Origin of the sequence: Zoogloea sp. (assembly GCF_028689785.1) — a bacterium.
GTDB lineage: Bacteria > Pseudomonadota > Gammaproteobacteria > Burkholderiales > Rhodocyclaceae > Zoogloea.
In genome coordinates, this window is record NZ_JAQVCN010000002.1 from 92,306 (window position 1) to 113,300 (window position 20,995).

General features: G+C 65.8%; 15 protein-coding genes. 11 read left to right on the forward strand and 4 right to left on the reverse strand.

Annotated features, from left to right (window positions below; genetic code table 11):
• Window positions 1-28 precede the first annotated feature (28 nt).
• The 6 genes from PHI64_RS01650 (at window position 29) to PHI64_RS01675 (ending at window position 7,015) form a co-directional block, all read left to right on the forward strand.
• Window positions 29-2,233 (forward strand): bifunctional (p)ppGpp synthetase/guanosine-3',5'-bis(diphosphate) 3'-pyrophosphohydrolase, encoded by a 2,205-nt coding sequence (locus tag PHI64_RS01650; RefSeq protein WP_299877571.1) that lies wholly within the window; start codon window positions 29-31, stop codon window positions 2,231-2,233.
• Between the two features lie 9 nt (window positions 2,234-2,242).
• Window positions 2,243-3,106: a cation diffusion facilitator family transporter gene (locus PHI64_RS01655; protein WP_299877574.1), complete on the forward strand. Its 864-nt coding sequence runs from the start codon at window positions 2,243-2,245 to the stop codon at window positions 3,104-3,106.
• Between the two features lie 55 nt (window positions 3,107-3,161).
• Window positions 3,162-3,947, forward strand: coding sequence for a peroxide stress protein YaaA (gene yaaA, locus PHI64_RS01660; RefSeq protein ID WP_299877577.1), 786 nt, complete (start codon window positions 3,162-3,164; stop codon window positions 3,945-3,947).
• Between the two features lie 8 nt (window positions 3,948-3,955).
• Entirely contained in the window at window positions 3,956-5,224 is a 1,269-nt protein-coding gene (locus tag PHI64_RS01665) for a DUF445 domain-containing protein (RefSeq protein ID WP_299877580.1), read from the forward strand.
• Between the two features lie 12 nt (window positions 5,225-5,236).
• Window positions 5,237-6,379, forward strand: coding sequence for a M14-type cytosolic carboxypeptidase (locus tag PHI64_RS01670; protein ID WP_299877582.1), 1,143 nt, complete (start codon window positions 5,237-5,239; stop codon window positions 6,377-6,379).
• A 351-nt stretch (window positions 6,380-6,730) separates the two neighbouring features.
• Entirely contained in the window at window positions 6,731-7,015 is a 285-nt protein-coding gene (locus PHI64_RS01675) for a hypothetical protein (RefSeq protein WP_299877584.1), read from the forward strand.
• A gap of 73 nt (window positions 7,016-7,088) precedes the next feature.
• Here PHI64_RS01675 and asd read toward each other — a convergent pair whose 3' ends face one another.
• A complete protein-coding gene (asd, locus tag PHI64_RS01680; protein ID WP_299877587.1) occupies window positions 7,089-8,000 on the reverse strand; it encodes an archaetidylserine decarboxylase in 912 nt (303 codons plus the stop codon).
• A gap of 24 nt (window positions 8,001-8,024) precedes the next feature.
• Here asd and PHI64_RS01685 point away from each other — a divergent pair, with 24 nt between their 5' ends.
• Window positions 8,025-9,689: an aminotransferase class III-fold pyridoxal phosphate-dependent enzyme gene (locus PHI64_RS01685; RefSeq protein ID WP_299877590.1), complete on the forward strand. Its 1,665-nt coding sequence runs from the start codon at window positions 8,025-8,027 to the stop codon at window positions 9,687-9,689.
• A 47-nt stretch (window positions 9,690-9,736) separates the two neighbouring features.
• Here the strand turns inward: PHI64_RS01685 and PHI64_RS01690 are convergent, their stop codons facing one another.
• A complete protein-coding gene (locus PHI64_RS01690; protein WP_299877593.1) occupies window positions 9,737-10,330 on the reverse strand; it encodes a hypothetical protein in 594 nt (197 codons plus the stop codon).
• Window positions 10,331-10,501: 171 nt separating this feature from the next.
• Between PHI64_RS01690 and PHI64_RS01695 the strand changes: the two genes are divergently transcribed.
• Together PHI64_RS01695 and PHI64_RS01700 are read left to right on the forward strand one after the other, a co-directional pair.
• The gene (locus PHI64_RS01695) at window positions 10,502-11,269 is read left to right on the forward strand and encodes a hypothetical protein (RefSeq protein ID WP_299877596.1); all 768 of its coding nucleotides are present in this window, start codon (window positions 10,502-10,504) and stop codon (window positions 11,267-11,269) included.
• A gap of 110 nt (window positions 11,270-11,379) precedes the next feature.
• Window positions 11,380-12,903, forward strand: coding sequence for a DUF5666 domain-containing protein (locus PHI64_RS01700; RefSeq protein ID WP_299877599.1), 1,524 nt, complete (start codon window positions 11,380-11,382; stop codon window positions 12,901-12,903).
• A gap of 112 nt (window positions 12,904-13,015) precedes the next feature.
• On the opposite strand, the gene PHI64_RS01705 is transcribed toward PHI64_RS01700, so the two are convergent.
• Together PHI64_RS01705 and PHI64_RS01710 are read right to left on the reverse strand one after the other, a co-directional pair.
• Entirely contained in the window at window positions 13,016-13,483 is a 468-nt protein-coding gene (locus tag PHI64_RS01705) for a DUF1854 domain-containing protein (RefSeq protein ID WP_299877602.1), read from the reverse strand.
• A 9-nt stretch (window positions 13,484-13,492) separates the two neighbouring features.
• Window positions 13,493-15,808, reverse strand: a complete 2,316-nt coding sequence (locus PHI64_RS01710) for an ABC transporter ATP-binding protein (RefSeq protein WP_299877606.1) — start codon at window positions 15,806-15,808, stop codon at window positions 13,493-13,495.
• Window positions 15,809-16,071: 263 nt separating this feature from the next.
• Here PHI64_RS01710 and cphA (PHI64_RS01715) point away from each other — a divergent pair, with 263 nt between their 5' ends.
• On the forward strand, window positions 16,072-18,267 hold the full coding sequence (gene cphA, locus PHI64_RS01715) for a cyanophycin synthetase (protein ID WP_299877609.1): 2,196 nt from the start codon (window positions 16,072-16,074) through the stop codon (window positions 18,265-18,267).
• Between the two features lie 80 nt (window positions 18,268-18,347).
• Window positions 18,348-20,918: a cyanophycin synthetase gene (gene cphA / locus PHI64_RS01720; protein WP_299877612.1), complete on the forward strand. Its 2,571-nt coding sequence runs from the start codon at window positions 18,348-18,350 to the stop codon at window positions 20,916-20,918.
• The last annotated feature ends 77 nt before the right edge of the window (window positions 20,919-20,995 follow it).

Genomic DNA, 20,995 nt, shown 5'->3' on the forward strand with positions numbered 1-20,995 from the left:
ACTGCTCAGCCTATAGGATAATGCCGGCATGGTCGCCGTTACTCATTCGATATCTCAGTCCGTGTCCGCGCTTTCGTCAGCTGAGCTGCTGTGCGAGGGCCTGCTGCCCGACGATGCCCACCGTGTGGGTGATGCCCTTGCCTGGGTGCAGCCCATCTATGACAGCCGGACCCTCGGCACCCAGGAGCAGGTGTGGCAGCACGCCCTCGGTACGGCGCTGATTGCGGCATCCCTGCGCCTCGACGCCGATACCCGCATTGCCGCCCTGTGTTTTGCGGTGGGCGACGTGCTCGACCACCCCAACGAGGAAATCGCCACCCGATACGGCGACGGCGTCGCCCGGCTGGTGGACGGCCTGCGCCGCCTCAACGGCCTGCGTGTGATCACCCGCATGACCACCACCGCCAGCGCGCCAGAGATCCGCGCCCAGAGCGAGGTGCTGCGCAAGATGCTGCTGGCCATGGTCGAGGATATCCGCGTGGTGCTGCTGCGGGTCGCGTCCCGCACCCAGACCCTGCGTTACTTTACTGACCACCCCGGGCGTACCCGCGAGTCCATCGCCCGAGAGAGCCTCGACATCTACGCTCCTCTGGCCAATCGGCTGGGCATCTGGCAGCTCAAGTGGGAGCTTGAGGATCTTTCTTTCCGTTTTCTCGAGCCCGACACCTACAAACGCATTGCCCGCATGCTTGATGAGCGTCGGGTGGAGCGGGAGCAGTTCATCGTCGATGCGGTGGTGCGCCTGAAGAGCGAGGTGGAGTCCATCGGCGTCACTGCCGAGGTGTATGGCCGGCCCAAGCACATCTACAGCATTTACAACAAGATGCGCTCCAAGCGGCTCGATTTCTCGCAGATCTACGATGTGCGGGCCCTGCGGGTACTGGTGAAGGAGGTCAAGGACTGCTACGCGGTGTTGGGCATCGTGCACCAGATCTGGACGCCGATCCCCAAGGAGTTCGACGACTACATCTCCATGCCCAAGGGCAACAACTACCAGTCCCTGCATACCGCTGTATATGCCGGTGACGGTCGGGCCCTGGAAGTGCAGATCCGCACTTACGACATGCACAACCACGCCGAGCTGGGCGTGGCCGCCCACTGGCGTTACAAGGAAGGCAGCGGCCCCTCCAGCGGCGATTACGACGAAAAGATCGCCCTCCTGCGCAGCCTGCTGTCGTGGCGCGATGAGGTGACCGATTCGGCCGACTGGCTGGAGCAGTTCAAGCGGGCGTCCCTGGATGACACCATCTACGTGCTCACCCCGCAGGGGCGGGTGATCGATCTGCCTCGCGGCGCCACTCCCATCGACTTTGCCTACCGGGTACATACCGACCTCGGCCATCGCTGCCGCGGCGCTAAGGTCAACGGTCAGCTGGTGACCCTCAACACGCCCCTGGAGAGCGGCCAGACGGTGGAGATCATGTCCACCAAGGAGGGCGGGCCATCCCGGGACTGGCTCAACCCCCACCAGAACTACGTGGTCACCAATCGTGGCCGGCAGAAGATCAAGCAGTATTTCAGCGCCCTTGAGGAGGAGGAGCTGCTGGTGCGCGGGCGCAGCGTGCTCGCCCGGGAGATCCAGCGTGAGGGCCATGGTCAGGTCAATCTGGACGATCTGGCCACGCGCCTGGGCTTCAAGGGGCCGGACGCCCTGTTCGTCGCCGCAGGTCGCGGCGAGGTAGGGCCCCGGGCCATCCAGGTGGCCCTGCGCGGCGCCGAGGGGGGCGACCAGTCCCAGGACATCCCCGAGGTGGTGCTGGGTCAGAGCCACTCCGGTGATGCCGGCGACACCATCCTGATCGTCGGGGTTGGCAAGCTCATGACCTCCCTCGGCCGCTGCTGCAAGCCGGCGCCTCCGGACGCCATTCAGGGTTACGTCACTCGCGGGCGCGGTGTCTCCATCCATCGGGTCGAGTGCCGTGATTTCCAGCAGCTCGTCCGCTCCCACCCAGAGCGGCTCATCAGCGCCCAGTGGGGCGGCGCGGCCAGCCCCAAGGAGGCGGTGTTTCCGGTGGACGTGCTGGTTCATGCCATGGACCGTCAGGGCCTGCTGCGGGACATCTCCGAAGTGCTGTCCCGGGAAAAGCTCAACGTGATCGCCGTCAACACCCTTAGCCGCAAGGGTGCGGCGCGCATGCGCTTCACCCTCGAGGTGCAGGGCGTGCACCAGATCCAGCGCGCTCTCACACTGATCCGCGAGGTCAAGGGCGTTACTGACGTCGAGCGCGGTTGAGGCGCCGGCGTGCCGGTTCTTGAGCGACACCATTACGCCTGGCTGTCCATCGCGGCAGCCCTGGCGACCATCTCCCTCAAGACCCTGGCTTGGTCGATCACCGGGTCGGTGGGGCTGCTGTCCGATGCGCTGGAGTCCTTCGTCAATCTGGCGGGGGCGGGCTTTGCGTTATGGATGATCCTCATCACCCGTGATCCGCCCGACGGCAATCACCCCTACGGCCACGGCAAGGCCGAGTATTTTTCGAGCGGTTTCGAAGGCTTTCTGATCCTGGGGGCCGCGGTGGCCATCATCTGGACTGCCGGCGAGCGGCTGATGGCCCCGCGCCCTATTGAATCACCCGGGTGGGGCCTGGCCTGGTCAGCAGCGGCGACTGCCATCAACTTCGTGGTGGCCCGAGTCCTCGGCAAAGCCGGCGAGCGGCTCAACTCCATCGCTTTGCGGGCCGACTCCCGCCATCTCATGACCGACGTGTGGACCTCCCTCGGGGTGATCCTCGGGGTGGCCCTGGTGGCATGGACCGGCTGGCTACGCCTGGATGCACTGATCGCCATCGTGGTAGGCCTGCACATCACCTGGGAGGCGGTGGGCCTGCTGCGGGAGTCCGTGGATGGTTTGATGGACCGCAGCCTGGATGCCGACAGCCTGGCCCGGGCGCAGGCGGCGCTCGATGCCTACCAGATGCGCGGCGTGCGCTACCAGGGGCTGCGCACCCGCCGTGCCGGTGCATCCTCCTTCCTGCAGGTGGTGGTGCTGGTACCCGGCGACTGGTCGGTGCGCAAGGGGCATGATCTCCTGGATGAGATCGAGGCCGAGCTGGAATCGGCCATTCCCGGCCTGGAAGTCACTACCCACCTCGAACCCCTGCCCTGAAGCGGGGTGCCGGTTTGATAAGATTGGGCGTCTCCCGATCTTCCGGACTGTTTCGATGATTTTCGTGTTGTCTCCGGCCAAGGCCCTCGATTACGAGTCGCCCTTGGCCACTCCCCGCTTTACCGACCCCGACTACCTCAAGGATGCGGCCGAGCTGATCGCCGGCCTGCGCGAGCTGTCCCACGCCGAGGTGGCGAGGCTGATGGGCCTGTCTGACACCCTGGCGGCCCTCAACGTGGCGCGCTATGCCGAGTGGTCGCAGCCCTTTACCCCGGCCAATGCCCGCCCGGCGGTGCTGGCCTTCAATGGCGATGTCTACGACGGCCTCGACGCTCGCAGCCTGTCCGAGGCCGACCTCGACTACGCCCAAGCGCAGCTGCGCATCCTCTCGGGTCTGTATGGCCTCCTCAAGCCCCTCGACCTGATGCAGCCCTACCGGCTAGAGATGGGCACGCGCTTTGCCAACCCGCGGGGCAAGGATCTTTACGCTTTCTGGGGCATGACCCAGACCGAGGCCCTCAACCGCCTGCTCGCCGTCGAGGAGGAGGCCGGGCGCGAGCCGGTGCTGGTCAATCTGGCCTCCGAGGAGTACTTCAAGTCAGTCAAACCCGCCAGGCTCAAAGGGCGGCTTCTCAATATGGCCTTTGAGGACTGGAAGGGCGGCCGCTACAAGATCATCAGCTTCTATGCCAAGCGTGCCCGCGGCCTGATGGCCCGCCACGCCATCACCGGGCGGCTGCAGGAGGTTGAACAGCTGAAGGGCTTTGCCGGGGACGGTTACGCCTTTGCCCCCGAGGTCTCCGACGACGCCCGCTGGGTGTTTCGGCGCCGTCAGGAGTGAGGTGGCCCGTGGCACATCCGGACAAGGTGGCGGGCCTGGCCCGCATGAAGCGTCTGGCCACCGGCGCCCTGGTGGCGGTGGCGGTGCTGCTGGTGGTGGCGCGGCTGCAGGGCTGGCACTGGGTGGGCGCCTTTGCCGAGGCGGCCCTGATCGGTGCCCTGGCCGACTGGTTTGCCGTGGTAGCGCTGTTCCGCCATCCGCTGGGCGTGCCGGTGCCCCACACCGCCATCCTGCCCCGCAACAAGGCGCGCCTGGCCGACAACCTGGCGGAATTCATCCGCGACCGTTTTCTCGACACGGCGTCCCTGGTGGCGCGGCTGCGTTCGGCCCAGCCCGCCGAGCGTGTGGCCGCCTGGCTGCGCACCCCCGGCAATGGCGACTTGCTGGCCGGCCGGCTGGTGGTGGTGCTGGCCGAGTCGGTGGATTTCATGGATGACCCGCGGGTGCGTCGCCTCTTTCTGCACGCCCTGCGGCGGAGGGCCGGCAGCATCGACATGGCCGATGGGCTCGGCCGGCTGCTCGCCCTGCTCACCGAGCAGGGGCGCCATCAGGCCCTGGTCGACGAAGCCCTGGCCCGGCTGGCCCACTGGCTGGACGACCCGGCGGTGCGCCAGAGCTTTGCCCGAATGATCGTGGATGTGGCCGGGCATGAGTACCCCAAGGTAGTGGCCACCCTGGGCCTCGTCGGCATCAACCCCGCCGAGCTGGGAGAGCGCGTCTCGGCCGGCATCCTGACCGGTGTGCACGGGTTGATCGACGAGGTTGCCCGTGATCCGGCCCATCCCCGGCGTCAGGCCTTCGATGAACTGATTGCGGCCTACATCGATCGGCTCGGGGACGATCAGGGCTTCCGCGCCCGGGTCGATCAGGCCAAGCGCGAGTTCCTGGCTCACCCGGCCGTGGGCGCCAGCCTGCGCGAGCTGTGGGACGACCTGCGCGCCTGGCTGGCCCGGGACATGCAGCGCTCCGACTCCCGGGTGCGCCGCCACCTGGGCTCGGCCGTGGCGGCCCTGGGGGCTGCGCTTGCCGACAACCCGTCCCTGCGCGAGTCCTTCAACGAACACCTGGAGCGCACCGTCGAGAGTCTGGCGCCCGAGCTCCGCGACGGCCTGGCCCAGCACATCGCCGCCACCATGAAAGCCTGGAAAGACGAGGATCTGGTGCGCGAGGTGGAGGTCAGCGTCGGCCGCGACCTGCAGTTCATCCGCCTCAACGGCACCTTCGTGGGTGGCCTCATCGGCCTCGCCCTCTACGCCCTGACCCAGTACGCAGCCTGAAGTCCGCTCAACATGACCCTTCGCATCAGCAGCAATTTTGATTCCGGCGCCATCGAGGTGCTGTCCCTGGCCCGGGCCGACGACATCCGCCTGCGCATCCGCGCCGACCAGGGCATCCACGGCGACGCCGCCTTTCGCCAGTGGTTTCACTTCCGTCTGCACGGTGCCGCTGGCCAGCCCGTGAGGCTGGTCTTCGAGAACGCGGCCGAGGCGGCCTATCCTGATGGCTGGCCTGACTACCGCTGTGTGGCGTCCTACGACCGGCGCCACTGGTTCCGCATCCGCGGCACGCGCTACGAAAACGGCCAGCTCATCGTCGAGCACACGCCCGAGCGCAACAGCATCTATTACGCCTATTTCGAGCCGTATTCCCATGAGCGTCATCTTGATCTGCTGGGGCGGGTCGAGATGTCGCCCTTTGCCTCGGTGAGCAATCTGGGCGCCACGGTGGAGGGGCGTGACCTGGACCTCGTCACGGTAGGACGGCCGGGGCCGGGCAAGGCGCCAGTGTGGATCATCGCCCGGCAGCATCCGGGCGAGAGCATGGCCGAGTGGTTTGTCGAGGGGCTGCTTGAGCGCCTGCTCGACGGTGCCGACCCGGTGGCCCGGCGCATCCGCGAAAAAGCCGTGCTCTACATCGTGCCCAACATGAACCCCGACGGAGCCATCCGCGGCAACCTGCGTACCAACGCTGCCGGCGCCAACCTCAACCGCGAGTGGCGTGAGCCCAGTCCCGATACCAGCCCCGAAGTGCTGCTCGTGCGTGATGCCATGGAGGCCAGCGGCGTCGAGTTGTTCCTGGACGTTCACGGGGACGAGGCGCTGCCCTACGTGTTCTTTTCCACCGCCGAGGAAGTGCCGGGCTTCACGCCGACCCAGCAGGTGCGCCAGGCCCGCTTTGTTGACAGCCTGCAGGCCGCCAGCCCTGATTTCCAGACCGAGCAGGGCTACCAGAGCGGGCGCTTCCGCGATGAGCTGCTGACCCTGGCGTCCAAGTGGGTGGCCCATCGCTTCGGCTGCGTGTCCCTGACCCTGGAGATGCCCTTCAAGGACAACGCCAATCTGCCGGATGGCCTGGTGGGCTGGAATGGTGAGCGCAGCAAGCGGCTCGGTGAGGCCATGCTCAACCCCATTCTGGGGCATTTGATTGGCTGAAATCCGGAGTGACTGCGCAAGATGGGCAGCTGCTGTTCCACTGATTGCTGAATCGGGTTCAGTCCATTCACACAAGGCACCGTAGTCATCCCGCCGGGCTGATTGCGTCTTGGTTGCCAGACTCGGGGCGAGGGGCGTGGTGGCGAAACGCGCTGTCTCCGTCGCCCAGGACATCGCCAGCGAGGCCGAGTCGCTGATCCGTGCGGCTGAATGCGTACCTCGGCCGTTTTCAGCGCCGATACGGAAATTCCACGGGGCCGAAAAAAACTTTGAAATCGTGTCATCCAGCCGACTGACCTTCGCGTTAAGGACACACAGGCGCCAAATCGCCGGTTTTAACAGGAGAAGTCGATGGGCAGTTATTGCAACGAGTCCTACGCAGAGTTTCTGGATTCCCTCAAGGCCGCGGGTGTCGTGATCCGCAATGAAAACGAAGTCCGCGAACGTTTGGCCGAGTCCCAGCGCTGGCGTAGTGCCTTCATGACCCTGGCCGCCAATGGTCGTACGATCGGTATCGAGTTTCATGTGAATGGCGAGGGCAGTGACCCCCGTGCAGTGCAGCGCGTGATGGCAGAACATGCCTTTCCGGCTGAAAAGGAAGCGGCTTTCATCGCCCAGCTCACTGCTGATCGTTGATCGCCCACCGGGTACCGGCGGGCAGTTCCGGTGCATTGATCCAGCCCTTTCTCCCTGCGGAGAGAGGGCTTTTCTATTGAGCCCGCAACAGTGCTTCACCCATCCGGATCGGCCGGCCTTCCGCGATGCCGTCGCACAGGGCAAATCCCGGCGGTACGAACAGGATGATGGTGGAGCCGTGTTCGAACCAGCCCATTTCCTGACCCTTGTGAAAAACGGCGCTGGCCGGGATCTCCGTGGGCCCTGAATAGCGCATGTGCAGCAGCACGTCCAGCCAGCGCAGGCGGATGCTGGCGACGAGAATGGCGGCCACCGGGACGATGGTCAGCACCGCGTCGTGGCCGATGAGGCGGGCCTGGATGACCGCCCGCTCGTTCTTGCAGTAGAGCTTCTCAATGCGCCTCAGGGTGGGCGGATTGACGTTCCAGGTGTCTCCGGCGATGTAGGTCACATGCTCAACCTGCAGGTCGGCCGGGGCGTGGAAGCGGTGGTACATGCTGGACTTGAGCCGTAGGGTGACGTAGTGGCCGTCCCGGCAGGCGTCTACCCTCTGCTGGCTGCCCAGCAGGTCGATCAGCGGATAGGGCGCGCCCTTGGCCTGCAGGGCTGTGGTGCCATCCAGATCACCGCAGGCGCCGACGATGGCATCGCACGGGCTGCACAGCACTGCCGCATCGCTGTCAATGGGGCGGGCGCCGGGCTTCAGTGCCCGGGTGAAGCAAGCGTGCATGCTGGCAAAATGACGCTCCCGGGCTTCCGACAGATCCAGATCGGCAAACAGACGCCAGATGCCGATGGACAGCCGGGCTACCAGGGGCTGTTCGATCTTGCTGAACCAGCCCATGAAGCGGGTGAGCAGGGCGCGGGGCACGCGGTTGGTGATCAGGAAGTTGATGTCTTCCTGATCCAGCAGGCGGGTGATCAGGCGGCGGGGCGGGGTCGGACGATTCATGGCGCTGTAACGGGGGTCGGTTAAATCAGTCATCTTTCAGTAGCGGAGAACGCGCACGTGGAAGATGCATTGGTGTTGGCCGGCCTGGGCGCAGTGGCATTGCCCGGGCTGATCCTCAAGATGAAGCGGCGTCTGGAGCTGTCGAAGGGGAAACACCCCTCCCTGACCGGGCATGCCAAGATGTCCCGTCGGGTGGCAAAGCTGCTGCCTTTCTATGAGTACGACGAAGCCGGATTCTTCAACTCCGATGATGCGCCGGCCGAGGTGGTGGCACGGCGCAGGGAGGGCTTCTTCAGGCTGGCCGCCCTCTACCGGCAGCGCTTTGCCGAGAGCGCGGCCCTGACCGCGGAGGTCCAGGAGGGGGTATCCGACCTGCAGTTCACCAGCGCCTACCGGGTGCCCTTTCAGTACAGCCGCTTCCTGCGCCAGCACCTCAAGGGCGGGGCCTTTCTGGAGTCCTCGGGGGGCGTGACCGTGACCGATCTGGACGGCAACGTCTTCCACGATCTGGGCGGCGCCTACGGGGTGAATGTCTTCGGCTACGATTTCTACAAGACCTGCATGGCCCGGGGGAGCGAGCGGGTGGCGGCCCTGGGGCCGGTGCTCGGTGCCTATCACCCGCTGCTTGCTTACAACGTGATGCGCCTGAAGGCCATCTCCGGGCTGGACGAGGTGTCCTTCCACATGTCGGGCACCGAGGCAGTGATGCAGGCGGTGCGCCTGGCCCGCTACCACACCGGACGCAGCCATCTGGTCCGTTTCTGTGGCGCTTACCACGGCTGGTGGGGCGAGGTGCAGCCTGGCGTCGGCAACCCCACGGCGGCCAACCAGACCTACACCCTGAAGGACATGCACCCCGACGCCCTTCGCGTGCTGCGCCGGCGCAAGGACATTGCCTGCGTGCTGGTGAACCCCCTGCAGGCCCTGCACCCCAATGGCGCTGCGCCGGGGGATTCGTCTCTGGTGGACAGCAGCCGGCGGGCGGGCTTCGACAGGGCTGCCTACACCGCATGGCTGAAGGCGCTGCGCCAGGTCTGTGATGAGCGCGGCATTGTGTTGATTTTCGACGAGGTCTTCGTGGGCTTCCGGCTTGCGCCAGGGGGCGCCCAAGAGTATTTCGGCGTGCGGGCCGACATGGTGACCTACGGCAAGACCCTCGGCGGCGGCCTGCCGGTGGGGGTGGTGTGCGGGCGCCGGGCGCTGATGAAGCGCTTCCGTGACGACCGCCCGGCGGACATCTGCTTTGCCCGGGGCACCTTCAATTCCCACCCCTGGGTGATGGGGGCCATGGCGGAGTTCCTGGAACGTCTCGAGGCCCCGGAGATTCAAGCCGTTTATCACGGCCTGGACGATCTCTGGAACGCCCGGGCCGGCCGCCTGAATGCGCGCTTCGAGGCCGAAGGGCTGCCTGTCCGGGTGGCCAATCTGTCGTCGATCTGGACGGTGACCTATACCCGCCCGAGCCGCTACAACTGGATGCTCCAGTACTACATGCGGGCGGAGGGGCTGGCCCTGAGCTGGGTGGGGACGGGGCGTTTCATCTTCAGCCTCAATTACACGGAGGCTGATTTTGCCGAGGTGGCCGACCGCTTTGTTATGGCGGCCCGGCGCATGGAGGCCGATGGCTGGTGGTGGCATGACGGGACGCTGACCAACAAGGCGATCCGCCGGCGCATCCTGAAAGAGATGCTGTTCCGGCGTTTTCTGAAGCGGGGTGATTGAACGCATGGGGCCCCCCTCCCGAAGGGGGGCGCCCCAGCGCAGGACGATCAGGCCGCTTGGCGCTCGCGCAGTTCGCGCAGCAAAAGCAGGGGCGAACGGTGGTAGAGCTTGATGTCGTGGTAAGGGTCGGTGAGGATCTTGACCAGCCACACCAGGCCCGTCTGCACGTCGCGGAGGAAAAACAGGTGCACCGTGCGGAACAGCAGCCCGCCCACGCCCAGGCTCAGCCACAGGGCGCCCAGGTGATCGATGTAGCCGGTCATGTCGGTGTGGGCCTCGAAGAGCCCGAACATGGTCGGGTTGAGCCACAGAGCCACCGGAATGAAGGCCCAGATGGACAGCAGCACGACCTTGCGCTGAAGGTTGTAGCCTACCTTGACGGCCTCCTTGTAGTCATTGCTGACCTGGTTCTCTTCGTCAAAGCCCAGAGGTTCGAAGAAGAAGTGGCCGGACTGGCGGGTGACCATGGAGATCAGCCAGCCAATCAGGGCGGCCTTTACCGGATCCACGAAGAGCAGCGAGTAGGCGATCAGGAAGCTGATGGCGCTGATCAGGTGCAGGGTCTGATTGATCCGGCTGTGGTGGTAAAAGCGGTGGTCGTCCCAGCGCTGGTTCTCCAGCGCGCGCAAAAATTCCTTCATGGCGTCTCCCGAAATCGGCCGAATGGCCTTCGCGGCAAGACTAAGAAGCTCGCGTTACCGGGCGGCTGCGAAAATGTTAAAGCGGTGTGATCTCCCGTGCTCCAGCGGCCACCGGAGGCCGTGGGTAGAATGCCGGCATGATCTTCAGGGCAGGAAAGGGCGGTGAAGGGGATGATGGAAAAGCGCCGGATCTTTGGTGTTGCGTTGGTCCTTGCAGTGCTTGGCGGCCTCCTCACCCATCCTCAGGTGCAGACCGGTGAGTGGCTCCCGCGGGTGCTGCTGGCGGCCGCTGTACTGGCGTTGGTGGGCCTTGCCTGGCGGCGCTGGCAGCGGCGCGCACGGCTGCGCTTCCTGGCGGATTTCCGGTTTCCGGCGGGGCTGGCGCGCAAGGTCTGCGAGCGCTATCCGCATCTCAGTGATGCCCAGGCCGAGATGGTGTTGCGTGAGCTGCGCACTTTCTTTCAGGTGGCGCTGGCGGCGCGGGGGCGGATGGTGTCCATGCCCAGTCAGGCGGTGGACGTGGCCTGGCACGAGTTCATTCTGTTCACCAAGGGCTACCGGTTGTTCTGCCGTCAGGGCCTGGGCCGTTTTCTCGATCACACACCGGCGGAATACATGGCCACCCCCCGCAGCGCCCGGCAGGGCTTGCGTCGTACCTGGCTGCACGCCTGCCGTTTTGACGGCATCAACCCGCGCAAGCCCGAGCGCCTGCCCATGCTTTTTGCGCTGGATGGCCTGTTGCTGATCCCTGACGGCTTTCGCTATGCCCTCAACTGCATGGGGCCGGACGGGACGCAGTCGGGGGATGCCTACTGCGCCAGCGATATCGGCTGCAGTGGCGGAGGAGGAGGGTGCTCCGGTGATTCGGACAGCGGCGGCGGAGATGCCGGCGACGGTGGCAGTGGGTGTGGTGGAGGAGGTTGTGGCGGGGGGGACTGATGCCACCGGGGTTTAAGCGGGGCTTAAGTTGTGCCCGGGATAGTTCGGCCGTCGCCCGGTCCGTTCGGGCAGGCCCCCAATCCTGACCAATCCCAGAGGAGAACCCGCCCATGAACCCAGTTCGTCCATTCAAGCCCACAACCAGAACCCTGTTCCTGCTCAGCCTGGGTGCCGCTACGGCACTGTCTGGCTGCGGTGGTGGCGGTGGCGGCGGGACCGGCATTTCCGCCGGTTCCGCAGCGCCGGCCACTCCGGCGGCAGTGACCTATACCGGGCCGGTTTCCGGCCTGGGCTCGATCGTGGTGAATGGTGTCCGTTTCGAGACCCTTGGTGCCACGGTCCATGATGCGGACGATCCTTACGGGAACACCGAGTACGCCTCGCCGATCCGGCTCGGCACCGTGGTGTCGGTGAGCGGTGATGTGGACGACGTGAAGGGGACGGGCAGCGCTGCCCGCATCCGCATTGTGGGCGGCCTGCGCGGTACGGTCGGCGGGGTGGACGTGAATGCCGCGACCCTGAATGTGGGCGGCCAGACCGTGAAGGTGACCGGGACGACGGTGTTCGACTCCGGCCTGAGCGGGCTGGCGGCGCTTGTGGCTGGCAGCTACGTGGAGGTTTATGGCCTGCCCCAGGCCGATGGCAGTTTTACCGCCACGCGCATTGAAGTCCGTGGCAGTGCCTCGGGCAGCGTTTCCGGCGTGGCCCTGCGTGGCATCGTGGCCTCGGTGGGGGCAGGCAGCCTCACCTTGCGCAATGGCCTCAGCGTGTTCTATGCGGCCGACACGGTATCGCCGGCCGGTGCGGGCATTGCTGCCGGCAGCGATGTGCGCATCCTGGCTGCCGCCGCCCCGGTCAATGGCCAGGTGGTGGCGAGCCGGGTGCTGGCGCTGGGGGCGGTGACCCTGGTGTCGGGCAGCGCAAACCCGGTCTCCGGCAGTTCCGTGAAGATCAAGGGGGTCGTGGATTCGGTCAGCGGCAGCACGATCACCGTCTCCGGCACCCCAGTCAGCCTCGGTACCATGGCTGCGCCCGCCATCGGGAGTTTTGTCGAGGTGAAGGGCAATTTGTCGGGCGCTACGCTGGTGGCCAGCCGGATTGAAATCGAGGGCAGCGGCCGCAGTCTGCAGGTGCTGGGGGCCAACGGTCAGGTGGCCTACAGCGGCACCTACAAGCAGGAGCTCTACGGTGTCGTCGCCAACTTCAGCTCCCTGTCCAGTTTTACCGTTCAGGGCGTGCCCGTTGATGCCAGCCAGGCGCGCTTCGAGTACGGCGTCAATTCGCTGGGCAACAACAGCTACGTGGAGGTCAAGGGCACCTATCAGAACGGCGTGCTGCTGGCCACCAAGGTCGAGCTGAAGGGGGCTACGGCGAGTCTGACCTCTGGCTCCGGTGGTGTGCTGTCCAGTGGCAGCAGCAAGTTCGAGATCTACGCGACCCTGAGTTGCGTGAGCTATCCGTCGAGCTGCACCCTGAGCGGAGACAGCGTGCTCAACGCGAACCTGTCCGGCGCCAGGTGGGACGACGGTGGCCGCTATGTGCAGGGCAGCCAGCCCTACGTGGAGGCCAAGGGCTACCTGGATGCCAGCGGCGTGTTCCAGGTCGTCGAGATCGAAACCAAGCGCGGCAACTGAGCTCCGCGGCGACGGGGCCCTTCCCGGGGCACGTCTGCCTCAAGGAAAAGCCCGCTAGTGGCGCCCCCAAGGGGCAGCCACTGGCGGGCTTTTCCTTTGTTTGCGTCTCGCTCTACAGGAAGCGGTCGAGCAGGCGCTTGCTGTGGCTGTCGAGGGCGTAGCGATCGCGGATCAGGAAGGTGATGCCGCGGCTGTCGGTGATCATTAGCGCGGGCGAGGTGAGACGGCGGATGTCTTCCTCACCTTTGAGCACCATGCTGGTGTCGCCCCGGTCGGTCTCCAGATCCCAGGTGCTGGGGGTGGCAAAGCTGGAGACGCGGCGGATGCGCTGGATCACCGGCATGAACTCGCGGCTGGCCATCTCGTCGGCGATGAGCTGGCGGGCGCCTTCGGGCAGATCGCTCAGTTTGTCGATCCAGGCCACTTCTTCGCCGTCGGTGTTGATCAGGCCGATGTTCTCGGAGGGGGCGCCGATAGGGAAGGCGCGCACCGGGGTGACCAGGTGGGCTTTGCCTTCGGTGTCGGTGAAGAGCAACTGGCCGAAGCTGTTGCGGGTGATGTCGAGATTCTGCTGGGGCATGGTCGGTCTTCAGGCGGGCGCGTGTTCGCGGTGCTGGGGTACGCGGGGCTCGGCGCCGATGGCGTCGTCGTCCAGTTTGCGGGTCTGGGCTTCGTAGAGGCGGAAGTAGGCGCCCTGTCTTTCCATCAGCGCGTCGTGGTTGCCGATCTCGACGATCTGGCCCCGGTCCAGCACCACCAGCCGGTCGGCCTTGCGCAGGGTGGACAGGCGGTGGGCGATGGCGATGGTGGTGCGGCCGCGGATGAGGTTTTCCAGCGCAGCCTGGATTTCCATCTCGGTTTCGGTATCCACCGCCGAGGTGGCCTCGTCGAGGATCAGGATGCGCGGGTCGATGAGCAGGGCGCGGGCGATGGAGATGCGCTGGCGCTCGCCGCCGGACAGGGCCTGGCCGCGCTCGCCGACCAGGGAGTCGTAGCCCTGGGGCAGGCGCAGGATGAAGTCGTGGGCGTGGGCGGCGCGGGCCGCGGAGATGATCTCTTCACGGGTGGCGTCGGGTTTGCCGTAGGCGATGTTCTCGGCGATGGTGCCGAAGAACAGGAAGGGCTCCTGCAGCACCAGGCCGATGTTGCGGCGGTATTCGGATACGGGCACCGAGCGGATGTCCATGCCTTCGATGCGGATGGAGCCGTCGGTCACGTCGTAGAAGCGGCAGATCAGGTTCACCAGGGTGCTCTTGCCAGAGCCCGAGTGGCCGACCAGGCCGATCATCTCGCCCGGCGCAATATTGAGGTCAACACCGCGCAGGATGGTGCGGTTGCCGTAACGGAAGCCGACCCGCTTGACCTCGATGGCGCCGGTGACCTTGGGCAGGTGCTGGGGCGTGGCGGGGTCGGGCACGCTGGAGACGTGGTCGAGGATGTCGAAGATGCGCTTGGCGCCGGCGGCGGCCTTCTGCGTGACCGACACGATGCGGCTCATGGAGTCGAGGCGGGTGTAGAAGCGCGAGATGTAGGCAAGGAAGGCGGCCAGGGTGCCGACCGTGACGTCGTTCTCGGAGACCAGCCAGATGCCGAAGCCCCACACCACGAGCAGACCGATTTCGGTCATCAGGGTGACGGTGGGGGAGAACACCGACCAGATCTTGTTCACCCGGTCATTCACCGCCAGGTTGCGGGCGTTGGCGTCGCGGAAGCGGCCGACCTCGCGTTTCTCCTGGGCGAAGGCCTTGACCACCCGGATGCCGGGGATGGTGTCGGCGAGCACGCTGGTGACTTCGGACCACACCCGGTCCACCTGCTCGAAGCCGTAGCGCAGCTTGTCACGAACGGTGTGGATCAGCCAGGCGATGAAGGGCAGGGGCACCAGTGTGACCAGGGCCAGCCAGGGGTTGATGGACACCAGGATGACCGCCGTCATGGTGATCATCAGCACGTCGGTGGCGAAGTCCAGCAAATTCATGGACAGGAACAGGCAGATCCGGTCGGTCTCGGCGCCGATCCGCGCCATCAGGTCGCCGGTGCGTTTGCCGCCAAAGTACTCCAGGGACAGGCCTTGCAGGTGTTCGTAGGTGGTGGTGCGCAGGTCGGCACCGATGCGCTCGCTGACCAGGGCAAGGATGTAGGTCTTGGCCCAGCCCAGGGCCCAGGCGAACACAGCGGCGAGGAGCAGGCCGCCAAGCATCATCATGACGCGATGGCTGTCGATGGGAGCGCCGTTCTGGAAGGGGATCAGCACCTCATCCATCAGCGGCATGGTGAGATAGGGGGGGACCAGCGTGGCAGCCGTGGACAGCAGGGTCAGGACGAAGCCGGCCAGCAACTGCCCCTTGTAGGGCTGGGCAAAGCGCCACAGGCGGAAGAGGGTCCAGGTGGATGGCGGGGTGTGGATCTCCCGGGCGCAGGTGGGGCACTCGTCGGTGCCCGGCGGCAGGGGCGCGTCACAGGTGGGGCAGGTGAGGGGCTCGGGCGGGGTCGGCTGGCGGCCCGCCAGCACGCACTCAAGCTGGGCCTTGAAGCGGTCGGACAGGTTGCGGGCGGCGGGGTCCTGGGCCAGGGTAAAGCGCCAGCCGGCCAGCTTGCCGCTGCTGTCCACCAGATCGAGAGCCGCCACGCCGCCGTGATCCCGGTGGCGCAGTTGCAGGCCTTCGCGGAAAGGCCAGGCCTGCCAGGCGTCTGCGTCCAGATCCCAGGCCATCAGGCGACTGTCGGTCAGGGCAACGATGCCGCTGCGGAACTGCAGCCGGGTGTCCAGGTCGAGGCTGAGGGTGGCCAGGACCTTCTCGCCGAGGTTCAGGGCGGCGTCGAGGCGGGCACGCCAGGCTTCGGGGACGGCGGGGCCGAGGTAGTCGGAATAGGTGGAAGGAAGTTGTGCAGGCGCGGAATTCATTTTTGGGACGCGAGGTGGCCTGAGAAAAAGACCCGACAAAAGGGCCTGACAAAAGGGCCACAGGAAAGGGCCGGCGTGGGGCAAAATTGCGTCCGAAGTTTACTGACTCGTTACAGGCACGTACACCCGGCGTTCGGGCAGAATCATCGACGCATCGATATTTTTTTCTCCGGTAATCCAACCGTGCTCTGCCGCGTTAAGCGAAGGCTCAGTTTTTGTTACACCGTGCCGCTACCCAGCTCGTCACTTCCACAGCCTTGCCCATGACCAACAAAACGATCGAATTCCTGAACGTGCTCCATCTGCGGGGTCCGAACATCTGGACCTACCGTTCCGTCCTTGAGGCCTGGGTCGATATCCATGACCTGGAAGACTGCCCGTCCAACGTGATCCCCGGTTTCTACGAGCGGATCACCACGATGTTGCCGACCCTGGTCGAGCACCGCTGCAGCATCGGCGAGCGGGGTGGTTTTCTCAAGCGCTTGCGGGACGGCACCTGGCCTGGGCACATCCTTGAACACGTGACGCTGGAGCTGCAGAACCTGGCGGGCATGACGGGTGGCTTCGGCAAGGCCCGGGAAACCGCCATCCGTGGTGTGTACAAGGTGGTGATCCGCGCCTGGCAGAAGGACGTTTCCATGGCCGCCCTCAACATGGGCCACGACCTGCTGATGGCGGCCATCGAGGATCGTCCTTACGATGTGGATGCCGCTGTGCTGCGCCTGCGTGACCTGGTCGACACCTACATGCTCGGCCCGAGCACCCGCTGCATCGTCGAGGCTGCCGCCGACAAATCCCGCCGTATCCCCTTCATCCGCCTGCTGGCCGAGGGCAACCTGGTGCAGTTGGGTTACGGTGCCCGCCAGCGCCGTATCTGGACGGCCGAGACCGACCGGACCCCAGCCATCGCCGAGAGCATCTCCCGCGAGAAGGATCTGACCAAGAGCCTGCTCGAATCCTGCGGCGTACCGGTGCCCGAAGGCCGCATTGTGGATGGCGTCGAGGATGCCATCGAGGCGGCTGAGGACATCGGCTTCCCGGTAGTGATCAAGCCCAGTGACGGCAACCACGCCCGCGGTGTGTTCACCAATGTGCGCAGTGCCGACGAGATCCGTGAGCTCTACCCACTGACTGCAGCCGAAGGCTCCGAGGTGATTGTCGAGCGCTTCATCCGCGGCGCCGAGCACCGTCTGCTGGTGGTGGGCGGCAAGATGGTAGCGGCCAACAAGGGCGACATGGTGTCGGTGCTCGGCGATGGCAAGCACAGCATCGACGAACTCATCGAGAGCCAGATCAACTCCGATCCGCGCCGGGGGGTGGAGCATGAGTTCCCCCTCTACCTGATCAAGCTCGACAACTACCCGGCGGCGCAGATGGAGGTGGCCCGCCAGGGCTTCACCGGCGCCTCGGTGCCGGCGGCCGGCCAGGAGGTGATGATCGTCCGGACCAGCAACATGGCCTTCGACGTGACCGACGAGGTCCACCCCGACACCGCCGAGCTGGCCTGCCTGGCGGCGCGGATCGTCGGTCTGGACATCGCCGGCGTGGACTTGGTGTGTGAAGACATTTCCCAGCCCCTCGCAGGGCAGCAGGGCGCCATCGTCGAGGTCAATGCCGGCCCTGGCCTGCTGATGCACATCAAACCGGCGGTCGGTCAGCCCCGCCCGGTGGGTGAGGCCATCGTCGATCACCTCTTCGAGAAGGACGAGGATGCCCGCATCCCTGTGGTCGGGGTGACGGGCAGCCGCGGCAAGACCCCGGTGGCGCGCCTCATCGCCCACCTGCTGCGTATCTCCGGCCAATACACCGGCCTGGCCTGCAGCGAGGGCGTGTTCCTGGACGGCCGCCAGGTGGAAACTGCCGAGGGCACCAACTGGGATGCCGCCGAGCGGGTGCTGATGAACCGCTCCGTCGAGGCCGCGGTGTTCGAGAACAGCTGCCGCAGCATTCTGGCGGATGGCACGGTGTATGACCGCTGCCTGGTGGGCGTCGTCACCAACGTTGATCCCGAGCTGCATTTCGGCGAGTTCTACATCGACAGCGCCGAGAAGGTCTGGAACGTCTTCCGCACGCAGGTGGACCTGGTGCTCTCCTACGGCGTTGCCGTGCTCAACGCCGAAGATGCGGCGGTGGTCGAAATGGCCGAGCTGTCGGACGGCGAGGTGATCTTTTATGGCCTTGATGCCGAGGCAGCCGCCATTGCCACGGCACGGGCAGAGGGCAAGCGCACCGTCTACATCCGTGACGGTGCGGTGGTGCTGGCCAGCGGGGCCGCGGAAGAGCCGGTGGTCCAGCTGGACCGGATCGCCATGCTGGCGGGGGATGCTGCGGCTGCGCCGGGCGTGCTCTCCAACCTGCTCGGTGCCATCGCCGGGGCCTGGGCCCTGGGCATCTCTTCGGCCATGATCCGTGCCGGTGTCACGCCCTACGACCCCAAGGCCCCCCTGCGTAACGACTGAAGCGCACGTTCAACTGAACCGACATATCGGCCGGCCGCCCCAGTGCGGTTGGCGACAATAAGAGACAAGGACTGAAATCCATGGAAGTTTCACGCATCCGGGCTCTGCGCGGCCCCAATCTGTGGAGCCGGCACACCGCGATCGAGGCCATCGTGTCCTGCTCCCCGGCGGAGTGCGACATCGACGCCGTGCCGGGTTACGAGGCACGCCTGCGCAATCTGTTTCCCGAGATGGGCTTTCTCGAGGCCGAGAGCCACCTGGGTGCCATCTCAGTGGCCCACGCTCTCGAAATGGCGGCCCTTGGCCTGCAGTCCAGCGCCGGTTGCCCGGTAACCTTCAGCCGCACCTCCAAGACTCTTGAGGAAGGCGTCTTTCAGGTAGTGGTCGAATACACCGAAGAGAAGGTGGGGCGTCTCGCCTTTGACCTGGCCATCGAGCTTTGTCGTGCCGCCGAAAGCGATGGCGCCTTTGATCTGACCAGCGCTCTGGCGCGTCTGCAGGAGCTGGATGAGGACGTGCGCCTCGGGCCTTCCACTGGCTCCATTGTGCAGGCCGCCGTGGCCCGGGGTATTCCCTATCGCCGCCTCACCGAAGGCAGCCTGGTGCAATTTGGCTGGGGCAGCAAGCAGCGCCGCATCCAGGCTGCCGAGACCGACCTCACCAGTGCCGTCGCCGAGTCCATCGCTCAGGACAAGGAGCTCACCAAGACCCTGCTGCGCGCTGCTGGCGTGCCGGTGCCCCTGGGGCGTTCGGTGACCAGCGCCGAGGACGCCTGGCTGGCGGCCCGCGAGATTGGCGGGCTGGTGGTGGTCAAGCCCCGTGACGGTAATCAGGGCAAGGGTGTGGCGGTCAAGCTGCGTACCCAGGAAGAAGTGATGAACGCCTTTCGCGTGGCCGAGGAAATCAGCGACGATGTGCTCGTCGAGCGCTACCTGCCGGGGCACGACTATCGTCTGCTGGTCATCGGCAACAAGCTCATCGCCGCCGCTCGGCGTGATCCACCGCTGGTGGTGGGGGACGGCAAACGCACCATCCGCGAGCTGGTCGATCATGTGAACAGTGATCCGCGACGGGGTGTGGGCCATGCCACCTCCCTCACCAAGATCCGCTTCGACGAGATTGCCCTGGCCACCCTCGCCAAGCAGGGTTACGACGCCGAGTCCGTTCCGCCCAAGGGCAAGCGGGTGATCCTGCGCAACAACGCCAACCTGTCCACCGGCGGTACGGCCACCGATGTGACCGACGACGTGCACCCCGAGGTGGCAGAGCGCGCCATCGCTGCGGCCCGCAACATCGGCCTCGACATCTGCGGCGTGGACGTGGTGTGCGAAAGCATGCTCGAACCCATGGAGGCCCAGAGTGGTGGCATCGTCGAGTGCAATGCCGCCCCTGGTCTGCGCATGCACCTGCAGCCGTCCTACGGTAAAGGCCGCCCGGTGGGCGAGGCGATCGTCGCCAACATGTTCAAGCCCGGCGAGAACGGCCGCATCCCGGTGGTGGCGGTGGCCGGCACCAACGGCAAGACCACCACCGTGCGCCTCACCGCCCACATCCTGGGCGTGGCCGGCAACCGGGTGGGTATGACCAATTCCGACGGCGTGTATGTGGGCAAGCGCCGCATCGATACCGGCGACTGCAGTGGCCCGCGCAGCGCCCGCAACATCCTGCTGCACCCGGATGTGGATGCGGCGGTCTTCGAAACCGCCCGTGGTGGCGTACTGCGCGAAGGCCTGGCCTTCGACCGTTGTGACGTGGCGGTGGTGACCAACATCGGCATGGGTGATCACCTGGGCCTGTCCTACATCAGTACGGTGGAAGATCTGGCCGTAGTCAAGCGCGTGATCGTGCAGAACGTCGCCCCCCACGGCACGGCGGTGCTCAACGCTGCCGACCCCATGGTGGTGAAGATGTACAGCGCCTGCCCGGGCTCGGTGCTGTATTTCGCGGCCGACCAGCACAACCACGTGCTCAACACCCATCGGGTGCAGGGGCACCGCGTGGTTTTTGTGGATGACAACGCCATCGTGGCGGTAGAGGGTGAAGAGAAATTCCGCGTGCCCCTGGCCGGTATCCCCATCACCCGCAACGGCACGATCTCCTTCCAGATCGAGAACGCCATGGCCTCCATCGCCGCAGCCTGGGCGTTGGGCTTGTCGGTGGACACCATCCTCAAGGGCGTTGCCACCTTCATCAACGATGCGGCCACGGCACCGGGCCGCTTCAACATCTTCGATTACAAGGGCGCTACCCTGATCGCCGACTACGGCCACAATCCGGATGCCATCCTGGCCCTGGTGCAGGCCGTTGAAAGCATGCCTGCCGCGCGCCGCTCGGTGGTCATCAGCGGGGCGGGCGACCGCCGCGACGAGGACATCCGCGAACAGACCCGCATTCTCGGCGCCGTTTTCGACGACGTGGTGTTGTACCAGGACGAATGCCAGCGCGGCCGCGCCGACGGCGAGGTGCTGGCCCTGCTGCAACAGGGCTTGGTGGATGCTCCGCGGACGAAGAATGTGTGCGAGATCCGTGGCGAGTTTCTGGCCATCGACCAGGCCCTGGGTCGCCTGCAGGCCGGCGACCTGTGCCTGATCCTGATCGACCAGGTGGAGGAGGCGCTGGAGCATATCGCCAGGCGCATCGCTGAGGCCTGAGCCTGGCTCGGGCGGTGCCCGAAGTACAGTGAAAAGAGCGACGCGAGTCGCTCTTTTCACGTGGGGCGGTGGAGTGA